Source organism: Actinosynnema sp. NPDC050801 (genome assembly GCF_040673975.1).
Lineage (GTDB): Bacteria > Actinomycetota > Actinomycetes > Mycobacteriales > Pseudonocardiaceae > Actinosynnema.
Window position 1 is genome coordinate 248,992 of record NZ_JBFAQZ010000012.1, and the last position, 13,069, is coordinate 262,060.

At 70.9% G+C, this 13,069-nt stretch carries 7 protein-coding genes; all 7 read left to right on the forward strand.

What is annotated here, in order from left to right; genetic code table 11:
• The first annotated feature begins 14 nt into the window (after positions 1-14).
• Complete coding sequence (locus tag AB0K14_RS26260) at positions 15-1,340, forward strand: enoyl-CoA hydratase/isomerase family protein (protein WP_360462974.1); 1,326 nt, start codon at positions 15-17, stop codon at positions 1,338-1,340.
• Entirely contained in the window at positions 1,337-2,854 is a 1,518-nt protein-coding gene (locus AB0K14_RS26265; RefSeq protein ID WP_360462976.1) for an AMP-binding protein, read from the forward strand. Before AB0K14_RS26260 ends, AB0K14_RS26265 begins: the two co-directional genes overlap by 4 nt.
• Positions 2,851-4,050: an ATP-grasp domain-containing protein gene (locus AB0K14_RS26270; protein ID WP_360462979.1), complete on the forward strand. Its 1,200-nt coding sequence runs from the start codon at positions 2,851-2,853 to the stop codon at positions 4,048-4,050. Before AB0K14_RS26265 ends, AB0K14_RS26270 begins: the two co-directional genes overlap by 4 nt.
• Complete coding sequence (locus tag AB0K14_RS26275) at positions 4,037-4,705, forward strand: HAD-IA family hydrolase (protein WP_360462982.1); 669 nt, start codon at positions 4,037-4,039, stop codon at positions 4,703-4,705. The genes AB0K14_RS26270 and AB0K14_RS26275 overlap by 14 nt, the downstream gene beginning before the upstream one ends.
• Positions 4,702-5,826: a hypothetical protein gene (locus AB0K14_RS26280; RefSeq protein ID WP_360462985.1), complete on the forward strand. Its 1,125-nt coding sequence runs from the start codon at positions 4,702-4,704 to the stop codon at positions 5,824-5,826. Before AB0K14_RS26275 ends, AB0K14_RS26280 begins: the two co-directional genes overlap by 4 nt.
• An 846-nt stretch (positions 5,827-6,672) precedes the next feature.
• Positions 6,673-12,678, forward strand: coding sequence for a PA14 domain-containing protein (locus AB0K14_RS26285; RefSeq protein ID WP_360462987.1), 6,006 nt, complete (start codon positions 6,673-6,675; stop codon positions 12,676-12,678).
• Positions 12,678-12,845 (forward strand): hypothetical protein, encoded by a 168-nt coding sequence (locus tag AB0K14_RS26290; protein WP_360462990.1) that lies wholly within the window; start codon positions 12,678-12,680, stop codon positions 12,843-12,845. The genes AB0K14_RS26285 and AB0K14_RS26290 overlap by 1 nt, the downstream gene beginning before the upstream one ends.
• Positions 12,846-13,069 lie beyond the last annotated feature (224 nt).

The window sequence follows — 13,069 nt, forward strand, 5'->3', positions numbered from 1 at the left end:
TGGGGGATCCGACAGTGGCAATCGACGACACGCCGGCGCTCGGTCGTGGCTTCGAAGAGGACGGCGGCGCCGTGACGGCGTTCCTGTCCCGGGTGGAGGACGAGCTGGCCGCGTTGCCGCCCAAGGCGGAACGCGACCCGGACCAGCGGCGCGCGGCCGACACCGTGACCGACGCCGCGCGCCTGGTGCGCCGGAAGTTCGTCGAGCGGCACGCCGGGCGGGTGCACGCCGAGCTGACCGACGGCGGCCGGGCGCCGTTGGGCCTGCACGACTTGGTCGACCAGGCCACTGAGCTGTGGCCGGGCCTGGTGCCCACCAAGGCGCAGCAGGAACGCGAACGCGTGCTCCCGCAGGCCGACAAGGAGGGCCACGAGGTCGACCTCGGCATCTTCTCCTGGGGCCTGCTGCGCGACGCGACGGCGGGTGAGCACCTGGTCGCGTCCATGCGCAGGCCGACCCCGCAGGCGACGGTGGCGCTGCCCGCGTTCCGCGCCACCGGGTTCGTCGACCTCGGCGTGGTCACCGTGCGGCGGGTCGACGGCGTGTCCGAGGTGACGCTGCTGAACCTGCCGTTCCTCAACGCCGAGGACGACATCGTGGTGGCCGCGCTGGAGGTCGCGGTCGACCTCGTGCTGCTGGACGACGCGACCGAGGTCGGCGTGCTGCGCGGCGGGGCGATGACGCACCCGCGGTACGCCGGGCGGCGCGTGTTCGGCGCGGGCATCAACCTGACCCGGCTCTACCAGGGCGAGATCTCGCTGCTGGACTTCTTCCTCAGCCGGGAACTGGGCTACATCAACAAGATCGTGCGCGGGCTGGTCACCGACCGGGACGGCTGGCTGCCGGAGCCGGTGGAGAAGCCGTGGATCGCAGTGGTGGACACGTTCGCGATCGGCGGCGGCGCGCAGTTGCTGCTGGTGTTCGACCACGTGGTGGCCGAACGCGGCGCGTACTTCACGCTGCCCGCGTTGCGCGAGGGCATCATCCCGGGCGCGGCCAACCTGCGGCTGCCCGGTGCGGCCGGCCCCCGCCTCGCCCGGCAGATGATCTTCCGCGACCGGCGGGTCGACGCGGGGTCGCCCGAGGGCTGGTCGTTGTGCGACGAGGTGGTGGACACCGACGAGCTGGCGGGCCGGACCACGGCGGCCGCCGTCGCGCTGGCCGACCCCGCCGTGCTGGCCAACCGGCGGATGCTCCGCCGCTTCGAGGAGCCGGAGTCCCGGTTCCGCGAGTACATGGCCTGGTACGCCCTGGAGCAGGCTCGGCTGCTGCACAGCCCCGACCTGGTCGCGAACCTGGAACGCACGTGGATCACCCGGCACGGGGGAGGGAAGCGGTGAGCGAGGTCCTGTACCAGTGGTTCGACGCGGCGGCACGGAAGTTCCCCGACCGGACCGCGTTGGTGATCGGCGAAGAGGAGCAGACCTACGCCGCGCTGGAGGAGCGCGCGCTCGCCCTGGCCGCCGCGATCACCGCGCTGCCCGGACCGGCACCGACCCGGATCGCCCTGGTCACGTCGAAGAACTTCGAAGCCTACGCGGGCTGGCTGGCGATCCAGCGCGTCGGCGCCGGCGTGCTGCCGCTCAACCCGCGGTACCCCCGCGACCGCAACCTGGACATCGCGCAACGGGCCGGGATCAAGGTCGCGCTGGTGGAGCCGGGGGTCGACCTGTTCTCCGCGCTGCCCAAGCGGTTCCGGCCCACCGTCATCACGCTGGACGCGGTCGGCGACGGCGAGCTGCCCGACATCCCCACCGACCCCGAGCGTGAGGCGTACGTGCTGTTCACGTCCGGCTCCACCGGGCAGCCCAAGGGCGTGCCGATCCTGCAACGCGGCATCGCGCCGTACATCGGCTACAACATCGAGCGCTACGAAGTGGACGTGGACTCCCGGCTGACGCAGGTGTTCGGGCTGACGTTCGACGCCTCCACCTTCGACATGTTCGTCACCTGGGGCGCGGGCGCGACGCTGGTGGTGCCCGACCAGGAGGACCTGTACCGGCCGGTGGACTTCATCGTCCGCAACCGGCTCACGCACTGGTTCTCGGTGCCGTCGGTGATCCGGGTGGCCGAGCAGGTGGGCAACCTCCCGCGCGGCCGGGTGGACACGCTGCGGCACAGCCTGTTCGGCGCGGAGCCGGTCACCGTGCAGGACGCGGAGATGTGGCACGAGGTCGCGCCGGACAGCGCGTTCCACAACCTCTACGGGCCGACCGAGTGCACGATCACCTGCACCGAGTACCGAGTCCCGTTCACCGACCGCGACGCCTGGGCCGGCGCCGCGACCGTCCCCATCGGACGGATGTACCCGAGCACGGAAGGCGTCATCCTGGGTGACGACGGGCTGCCCGCCGACGACGGCGAACTGTGCCTGCGCGGCCCGCAGCGGTTCGACGGCTACCTGGACCCGCGTGAGAACGTCGGCCGCTTCGTGCGCTACGAGGAAGGCTCGCCCGCCGTCGTCTACGACGGCACCACGCCGTTGACCCGCGACCACTGGTACCGGACCGGCGACCGGATCCGCCGCGAGGGCCGGGACATGGTGCACCGCGGCCGGCTCGACCACCAGGTCAAGATCATGGGCCACCGGGTGGAGCTGGGCGAGGTCGAGGCCGCGCTGTTCCGGCACCCGGACATCGTGTCGGCCGGCGTGGTCGCCGTGACCGCGGTCGGTGGAACCCGGCTGTGGGCGGGCTACACCGGCCGCCCCGTGCCCGGACCCGACCTGGACCGGTGGCTGCGCGGCCAGGTGCCGCTGCACATGGTGCCCGAACGGGTCCGCCACCTGGACGTCCTGCCGCTCAACGAGAACGGCAAGACCGACCGGGCCAAGCTCACGGAGGTGCTGCGGTGAAGCTCGTAGTGGTCTACGACACCGGCAGCCTCGCGCCGTCCCGGATCGCCGAGGCCGCCGGGGAGATCGACTGCGAGCTGGTGTTCGCGGTCGCCGACTCCGACCACGGCCGGGAGATGCGGCCGATGCTGGAACTGCTCGGTTCGGTGGTGCCCGTCGACGCGGTCACCGAGCTGAAGGCGCACCGGCCGGACGGCATCGTCACGTTCAGCGAACGGCAGCTCGTGCCCGCGGTCGGGTTGGCGCAGGCGCTGGACCTGCCCTACCACTCGGCCGCCGACATCGAGGCGATCACCCGCAAGGACCGGCAGCGGGCCAGGTTCGCCGAGGCGGGCGTGGACGCCATCCGGTTCCGCACGCTGACCTCCGCCGACCAGGTCGACGAGGCCATCGGGCACGTCGGCCTGCCCGCGATCATCAAACCGGTGCTCGGCGCCGGCAGCCGCAACACCACCGTCGTGAACACCTCGGACGCGTGCCGCCAGTGGGTGACCGAGGCGTTGGCGACCGAGGACTCCGTGCTGCTGGAGGAGTTCCTGGTCGGCCGACCCACCGACGAGCCGTGGGGCGACTACATCGCGGTGGACTGCGTGGCCACCGGAGACCTGGTGCGGCCGGTGTTCGTGACGAGCAAGTTCTCGGTGGCCGAGCCGTTCCGGGAACGCGGCGGGTACGGTGGCCGGTCCGTCGTGCCGCCCGACGAGGTGCGTGCGGTCGAGGAGCTGGCGTGCCGGGCGGTGCACGCGTTGGGCATCCGGCGCGGTGTCGCGGACGTGGAGATCAAGCTCACGCCGTCCGGGCCGCGGGTGATCGAGGTCAACGGCCGGCTCGGCGCGTGGGTGGACGACCTCGCGGTGCGTTCGTCCACCTCGGACCCGGCGGCGGTCGCGGTCCGGTCGGCGGTCGACGTGGCGTTCGACCTGGAGCCGCGCTACGACGGGCCGATCGCGTTCAACTACCTCGTCATCCCGCCGTTGTCGGCCAAGCGGGTGCGGTCCCTGCACGGCGTGGCCCGGCTGCGCCGGACCCGTGACGTCGACCGCGTGATGGTGCTGTCCACGCCCGGCACGTCGGTCGACTGGCGGCTGGGCACCCGCTCCCACGTGGCGTCGGTCTCCGGGCACGTGGACAGCCACGACCAGTTGGCGGAGGCGATCGCCGCGATCGAGGAGGTGGACTGGGTTGGCTACGAGTGACCGCACGTCTGGAGTGGACCTGCTGATCCTCGACCTGGACGGAGTGCTGGTGGACACCCAGGACGCGGAGGACGGCGCGCTGGCCCACGTCGGCACGCTGATGGGCGTGCACCTGACGCCCGACCAGGCGTCGGCGCTGTTCTCCGGCAAGCGCGTCCAGGAGTGCCTGGACCTGTTGGCGGAGATGGCACACCGCCCGCCGCCGCCCGACGCGGTGCGGATCGTGCGGGCCAAGTGCCAGGAGCTGATCGGGGGCACGCTGGAACCCGTGCCCGGGGTGGAGGACGCCCTGCGGCGGGTCGGCGTGGAGCTGTGCGTGGCGTCCAACAGCCCGCGCGAGATCATCGAGAAGCGGCTGGCCGACTGCGGCATCCTGGGCTTCTTCGGCGACCGGCTCTACTCGGCCTACGAGGTCAACGCGTGGAAGCCGGACCCGGAGCTGTTCCGGTGGGCCGCACGGGACCGGGGCGTGGCCGCCGACCGGTGCGTGGTGGTGGAGGACAGCCTGGTCGGGGTCGACGCCGCCCTGTCGGCCGGTATGCGGGTGCTGCAGTTCAACGTCGTTCCGGTGGAAGCGCCGCACCGGGCGGGGGTGCCGACGTTCTCGTCGATGCACGCCCTGCCCGAGTTGGTGCACGGGGGGAGTCCGTCATGAGCAAGGTGATGGTGCTGGGCGCCGGGGACCTCGGCCGCCGGGTGTTCCACGAGTTGGCGCACGGTCCGGGCGACCGGCACGTGCGGTTGGTCGGCCGGGACGAGGACGCGACCCTGCGAGCGGCGAACCTGACCCGGTTCAGCAGTCTGCAACGCGGCTACGGCGCGTCGGTCGACTACGCCACCACGGACCTGCACGACGTCGAGCGCACCGCCGAGTGCATCGCCGCGTTCGAGCCGGACCTGCTGTTCCTCGCGGCGAGTTTCCAGTCGTGGTGGGTGATCACGACGTTGGCACGTGACGCGTTCCAGCGGTTGTACGCGGCCAACTACGGCCCCTGGCTGCCGATGCACCTCGTCCCGGTGCACAAGGCGATGCGGGCGGTGCGGATGGCCGGCAGCCGGGCGGTCGTGGTCAACGCCGCCTACCCCGATGCCGTGCACCCGGTGCTGAACGCGGTCGGCCTGTCACCCGATGTCGGCATCGGCAACGTGGCCAACAACGTGCCCGGCATCCGCGTCGCCGCGGCCGACCGGCTCGGTGTACCGGTGCGCGAGGTCGACGTCCGACTCGTGGCGCACCACTACGTGTCGCACCGGCTGTCCCGCGCCGGCGACTCCGGACCGGCCCGGATGGGTCTGGCCATCGCGCACGACGGAACGGACGTGACCGATCGCCTGGATGTCGCGTCGCTGCTCAAGAGCCTTCCGCTGGAGTACCGCCGCACCGGCGGGATGCCGGGCCAGGCGATGACCGCCGCGTCCGGGCTGAGCCTGCTGGAACCGCTGGCGGACGGCCGGGACGCGCTCGTCCACGCGCCGGGACCGGGTGGCCTCGCCGGCGGCTACCCCGTGGCCGTGGAGGACGGCCGCATCCGCACCGCGCTGCCGGACAGCATGTCACCGGAGGAGGCCGCGGCGATCAACCTCAGCGGGCAGGTGCAGGACGGCATCACGTCCATCGAACCGGACGGCACGGTCCACTTCGAACCGTCCATGATGGCCCTGCTGACGGCGGAACTGGGCTACGACTGCCAGTCGATGCCGTTGGCCGAAGCGGAAGGTCGCGCGGTCGAGATCGGGGAGCGCTTCGAAGCTTACCGGATCCGCGTGCTCGGATGAGCGATGTGACGCCCTGTCACGATGTCGCCGGGGCCGTCCACCTCACCCACCGGCCACCTCCACGCCGTACCCGGCCCACACCGGCGCCTCCGCACGGGATTCCCGTCGGCGACGTCCCGGGCACCACCGCCGGTCCACCGGCCGGCCCGGCACCGTTCACCCACTGCTCCGGGTCCGGCAGTAGTCGTTCCAGCATCTCCTGAGCGTGGATCACCAGCGCCGATAGCGACGGCACCGCCGCCAACAGCACCGTCTCGCCCGCCTCGAACCCGCATTACGGCGGGCTGGCATCCCAGGCGATACGCGCCACCAGACCCTCGATGTCCCGCACATCCTCAACCGGCAGGGTGTCCGGCGAGGGCACACATCAGGACAAGCCACCAGCGCCAGCGCCGGGGCGGCGAAGAACGAGCGAACCCCCACCGGACAACCGAGATCATGACATCGACGCGAAGAGAGTTGCCGCGCCGTGGACGAGCGGCCCTTGCTGGCAGGTGAGCACTTCCCACGGCTGCACCACGTTGCGCTCGCGGCGGATCAGCGCAGCGGTCGGATGGCCGGAGTGCCTTGGTGACGGGTCGACATTCGGTGCTGCTCCGAACGGGCGCTTGTTCGACTCGACCCCTCTGGGCATGCTTTCGCCTGGTTCGGCGCCGAAATGCCGGTTGCCGCCATTGATCCAATAGGGGGATCCTCTTGTCGACGCCTTTCAAGGGCGTGCGCTTCAGCATGCGCTCAAGACGCTTTGTCCAGTCCCTGGCTATTTCGATCAGCGTCACCATCGGCGCGTCCGCCCTGTCGCCGGTTGTCCCGCCGGCAGGAGCCGCACCGCCCGCTCCGACGCCGGTGAGCGCGCGGGACCTGCCGTTGTTGTCGGCGGAGTCCGCGAAAATGGACTCGGTGGCCCCGGCCGACCCGAAGGCCGACTTCGCGCCGTTGGCGAAAAAGGACAGCGGTTCGCATTTCGACCCGCAGCGGTCGCGGTTGGTCTCGCGGTCGATGTACGGCGAGGTGTACGAGAACCCTGACGGCACGCAGACGCACCGTCAGGCGACGGTGCCGATGAACGTCAAGGAAGTCGACGGCCAGTGGCACCCGGTGGACGTGTCACTGGAGGTCGACGCCAAGAACAAGCGCGCCAAGGCCAAGCGGCACCCACTGCGGCCCACGTTCGCCGACACCGCTGCGGATTCGAACCTGCTCAGCGTGGAGACCGAGAACGGCGCGCGCGTGTCGCTGGGGTTGGAGCGCCCGAAGGCGGCCAAGGCCGACGTCCGCGGCGCGCAGGCCGGGTACCGGGAGGTCGAGCCGGCCACCGACCTGGAGTACGAGGTGACACCGGGCGGGGTGAAGGAGGTCATCAAGCTCAAGCAGGTGCCCGCCTCGGGCAAGTCGTCGTGGCGGTTCGTGCTCGAAACCGGCGGCCTGGCACCGCGGCTGGTGGACGACGGCGTTCAGCTGGTGGACGCGCAACAGAAGGCCCGGTTGGTGATCCCGCCGGTGCTGACGTGGGATTCCGCGGGCACCGAGGACACCCCGCCCGCCCGGACCGGCGGTACCTACGGACTGGAGCACGTCGACGGTTCCCGCTGGGTGCTCACGGTGGCGGTGGACGAGGCCTGGTTGCGGGACAAGGAGCGGGTCTACCCGGTGAGCGTGGACCCGACGTTCACGTTGCCGGTGACGGAGTGGCACTCCTACAAGTCGGACGGCACCCAGACCTACAACCAGTACGGCCTGCAGGTCGGCAGCCCCATGCACAACCAGACGGTGTGGCGGACGTTGTTCAAGTTCGATTACCCGCAGATGTTCGGCCGCACCGTGGTCGGCGCGCGGTTCGACGTGCGCAACAACCGGACGTTGTCGCCGGTGGACAAGACCTACGGCGCGAACCTGTACCACGGCACGGCGTTCCAGTTCGACGGTCTCGGCCAGCACCTGGCATCCGCGCTCGTCGGGCAGGTCGGCAGTTTCAGCGACCCGCGGTTGACGCAGTACCTGCGGGAGAAGGTGGACGCGCGCGACCCGTACGCCTGGATGATGATCACCGGGCACGAGGACCCGAACGTCTGGACCTACAAGAGCCTCGACGCGACGATGACGATCGACACGGGCACGGCTCCGCCCGCGCCGACGCTGATCGGGCCGCCAGACCAGAGCGTGAGCACGGTCTTGACGCCCACGCTGGCGGTCGACCCGGTCGCCGACCCGGACGGCGACCCCGTCAAGTACTGCTTCCGCGTCGCGACCGGCGCGGACGCCAACTCCGGCGTGGTGGTCGACTCCGGTTGTCTGGACAGCCCTTCGTGGAACGTCCCGTCCGGGGTGCTGCAGGACGGCGTGTCCTACACCTGGCAGGTCAAGGTCTCCAGCGGTGCGACGCTCACCCCGAGCCCGGTGTGGCGGCTGAAGGTGGACCAGCGCATCGGCGACCGGGGACCCGCTCCGGCGGACGCGGTCGGGCCGATCTCGACCAACTTGGCCAACGGCAACGCGTCGGTGTCGGTGTCCTCGCCGACGTTCACCACGGTGGGCGGCACCGCGGGCTTGAACTTCACCTACAACTCGCAGCAGCAGGAGTCGAAGGGCCTGCGGGCGTCGTACTTCCAGGACCTGTCGCAGAACGGCAACATCAACCCTGGTCAGCAGCCCGTGCTGGTGCGCACCGAGCCGCAGGTCAACGTGGACTGGGGTGACGGGTCGCCGTTCGCCCCGGCTCTGCCGGCGGACTTCTTCGTCGTGCGCTGGGAGGGGTTCTTCCAGGCTCCGGTGGCGGGGACCTACCAGTTCGCCGGCGTGCACGACGACGGGCTGAAGATCTGGGTCAACAACAACTCCGTCTACGACCAGGGCTGCTGCGGTGACGTGAACTGGGGTGTGGCGGGCAACGTCGCCCTGTCCGCCGGGCAGCGGGTACCGATCAAGGTGGAGTTGGCCGAGCAGAGAGGGCTGGCGAACCTGCGGATGTTCGTGCGCACCACCGACAACACCACGGTGCCGCCGCAGATCGTGCCGGCCGACTGGCTGTACTCCCAGGACCTGCCCGCCCTGCCCAAGGGGTGGACGCTGTCGGCCGACGTGGACGGCTCGGGCGCCTCGTTCACCGAGGCCAAGGTCACCGACCAGAACATCGTGCTGACCGACGGCTCGGGCGCCAAGCACACCTGGACCAAGAAGTCGGCCGGCGGCTACACGCCCCCCGACGGCGAGGACGGCATCCTCGCGCTGGACAACTCCGGTCGCATCACGCTGACCTACGGCTCCGAGGTGTTCGTGTTCACCGCCGAGGGCAAGCTGGAATCGCAGTCCAGCGCCGTGGACACGCGCAAGCCGGCGGCGTTGCAGAACGTCTACGACGGCTCGCCGTCCCGCCTGCGAGACATCAAGGACCCGGTCTCGCAGCGGTCGCACCGGCTGCACTACAACCGCTCCGGTGACGACTGCTACGCGGGCACCACCCCGCCGCCGGGCGCGGACGCGCTGCCGCCGGCGCAGATGCTGTGCCGGATCACGTACTGGGACGGCACGCAGACGCGGCTGTGGTACCACCAGGGCAGGCTGTTCCGGATCGAGGACCCGGGCGCGGAGATCACCGACTTCAGCTTCACCGCCAACGGCCTGCTCGACGGCGTCCGCGACAGCCGCGCCTCAGACTGGGTCGCCCGCGACCCGGCCAACCGCAACACCGATGCCGCCAACTACGTCGTCCACTACGTCGACCACACCGCGGCCAAGCCGCTGATCCGGCAGGTCTACGAGCCCAAGGCGGCCGCGGACGTGGAGCGGGGCAGGCACGGCTACCGGTACGACCCGGCGCAGCGCACCACCTACGTCGACGTCGACGGGGTGACCTCGGCGTCCGGGTTCTCCACCAAGGTCACCTACGACGCGGCGTTCCGGCAGCTCACGAGCACCGACGCCACCGGCCACACCACCTCCCAGACGTGGAGCGTCAAGGACCGGGTGCTGACCTCCACCGACGCGGCGGGCCGGGTGTCGACGAACGTCTACGACGCGGTCGATCGGCTGACCGACAAGTACGGGCCCGCTCCGGCGTCGTGCTTCACCGGCCTGGTGCCCACCGCGGCGTGCGCGGCGACCGTGCCGCACACGAGGACCAATTACGACGAGGGCCTCAACGGGCTGGCCGCCGCGTTCTACGACAATCGCGACCTCACCGGCAGCCCGAAGGTCTACCAGACCGGCCTGGCCGCCGACGGTGCCACCGCCCGCGACTGGGGTGACGCCGCACCGGCCACCGGCATCCCGGCGGACAACTTCTCGCTGCGCCTGACCGGCGATGTCGTCTTCCCCGAAGCCGGTACCTACACGCTGCGCGTGCTCGCCGACGACGGCGTGCGCATGTGGGTCGACGACCTGTTGCTGATCGACGGCTGGGTCGACTCCTCACCCACCTGGCGCACCGGCCGGGTCACCGTCCCCGCGGCGGGCGGCGCGAGGAAGGTGCGCCTGGAGTACTACGAGGCGACCGTCACGGCTCGGCTCGAACTGCACTGGACCACCCCGGGTGGCATCCAGCAGGTCGTTCCGGCGACCAACCTGCGCCCCCGCCACGACCTGACCACCTCGACGGTCAAGGGCGAGTCGCACGAGGTGCCGGACGAGGTGGCCACGACCAGGTACACCGACAACGGGCTCGACGCGGCCTACGGCCTGCAGACCAGCACCACCAGCGCGGGGCTGACCACGGGCACCTCCTACGAGCAGGTCGGCGCCGGCTACCTGCGCAAGACCGGCGCGACCGCGCCCAACGGCGCTCAGACAGCCCACACCTTCTACGGCGGCACCGAGACGCGTGACAACCCGTGCACGTCGGAGGTGGAGGCGATCAACCAGGGCGGTCTGGCCAAGCTGACCCGTCTGCCCAACCCGGCCGGCGGGACGGCCAGGGAGGACGAGCAGGTCTTCGACGCCTCCGGCCGGGTCGTGGCCAAGGGGACGTCGGGGGAGTGGCTGTGCACCACGTACGACGAGCGCGACCGGGTGGTCTCGGTCAAGCACCCGGCGTCGGCGTCGGCGGGCGAGCGGACGGTCACCACGAACCACGCGGTCGACGGTGATCCGCTGACCACGTCGGTGTCCGACCACGAGGGCACGACCGCCGTGCGCATGGACCTGCTGGGACGGACCGTGGAGTACACCGACGCCAGCGGTGTGCGCACCCGGACCCGCTACGACCAAGCCGGACGCACGACGTCGGAGACGGTGACCCCGCCGAACGCCGCCGACGCGCCGCAGGAGACCACCTACACCCATGACGGCGCCAGCCGGGTGCGCACCGTCAAGCTGGGGACAACCGTGCTCGCCACCGCGACCTACGACACCGCCGGTGAGCTGGCCTCGGTGACCTACGCCAACGGCAGCTCCCTGGCGGCCGTCGGCAACGACACTGCGGGGCGGGTGGTGTCGAACACCTGGAGGACCACCGACAACGTCGAGGTGGTCTCGTCGGTGACGCGCTCGCGGGCGGGCACGATCGTCGACGAGTCGCTGGGCGGGGTGGATGCCCGGCCGTCGGGCCGGAACTACGTCTACGACGCGGCGGGCAGGTTGGTCGAGGCGTGGGTGCCGGGGCACCACTACACCTACGACTTCACCTCGGCCGCCCCGGCGGCGTGCCCGACGGGTGCGCTGCCCAACGCCGGGCAGAACACCAACCGGGTGCGGTTGCTGGACGAGACGGCCTCGGGTGTGGCGGAGACCGGGTACTGCTATGACGCGGCCGACCGGCTGCTGGGCACGGTCGGCGCCACCGCGGTGACCGACGTGCGCTACGACGACCACGGCAACACCACCCAGTACACCGTCGGCGGTGCCACCACACACCTGTCCTGGGACGGCGCGGACCGCAACACCGCCATGCGCAACACCGGCGCCGACCCGGCGGACGTGCGGTACACCAGGGACGCGGCCGACCGGATCATCCGACGCCAGGCGACCGCGGGTGACGACGTGGCGGACGTCCGCTACGGCTACAGCGCCGAGGGCGACACCGCCGACCTGACACTCAACGGTCCGGACAAGCGGCTCTTGACGCGCACCATCAGCCTGCCCGGCGGCGCGCTGTACACGTGGAGGCCGGACGCGACCACGCTGGACCACCCCACGATCCGCGGCGACCTCGCCCTCACCACGGGGGCGGACGGCAAGCAGGTCGGCGGGCTGCGCACCTACAGCCCGTTCGGCGAGGCCGTCGGTGTGGTGGGCGTGAACGACGGACTGCCGGACAACCAACCCGGTCACATGGACTACGGCTGGCTGGGGCGGCACCAGCGCCCGCACGAGCACGCCGGTGCCCTGTCCATCGTCCAGATGGGTGCCCGTCCCTACAGCCCCCTGCTGGGCCGGTTCCTGTCGGTCGACCCGGTCGAGGGCGGCAGCGCCAACGACTACGACTACGTCAACGGCGACCCGGTGAACAACGTCGACCTGGACGGCAAGCGGTGCCAGCGGAACTTCTGGGGGTACCGGTGCGGCCCCAAGGTGTTCAACAAGGGACCGATCCGGCGGGTCATCACGGTGCAGCGCTCACCGGGCGGGAAGTGGAAGATCGTCAAGCACACCTACTACCGGGCTCCGCTCATCGGAGGTATGAGGGTGTCCCTGCCGCTGTCCAGGACCACGTGCAACGCTTCCATGAAGTCCTGTTCGGTCAAGAGTCCGAGGGCGGTGGTCCGGCGGGCGTCCACGGGCTGCAAGGCCGGGTTCTTCACCGTGGCCGGTGGTGCGATCACTACGCTCGGCGGCTTCGCCACCAAGAACCCCTTCGGCGTTGTGGGAGGGGTGGTCACCACCGCCGGTGGCGTCACGGCGATGAGGGGCTTCTGCTGATGAACGCGGGAATCGTGCTGTTGGTGCTGGGTGGCGTCTGCCTCGCGATCGCGATGCTGATCCTGGTGGCGGCCCAGGACTTCGGGCCGATGTTCGTCTTCCTCCTCGCGGCCACGGCCGTGTGGGTCGTCGCGCTGGCGTGGGAAGTGCGGAAGCGGAGGCGCTGACCGGCGCTCGTCGAGTCCACCAGGCGGTTCCGGGCCGTAGGGGGTGCCATCGTGGTCACCCCCTACGGCCAACGCGTGTCCACACCACGGTGTCGACACAGCGGGAGCACCCCCCGCTCGCGCGGGGGATGAACCGCCCCGGCTTTGATGGGGACTCCATTGCGTGTGGAGGATGGAGTCATGGCAGGAACGTCACGGCACTCGGTCGAGGTGCGTCAGCGGGC

Coding starts and splice junctions, on each gene's coding strand:
- AB0K14_RS26280 (WP_360462985.1), top strand. CDS start 4,702: ATGAGCAAGGTGATGGTGCTGGGCGCCGGGGACCTCGGCCGCCGGGTG.
- AB0K14_RS26290 (WP_360462990.1), top strand. CDS start 12,678: ATGAACGCGGGAATCGTGCTGTTGGTGCTGGGTGGCGTCTGCCTCGCG.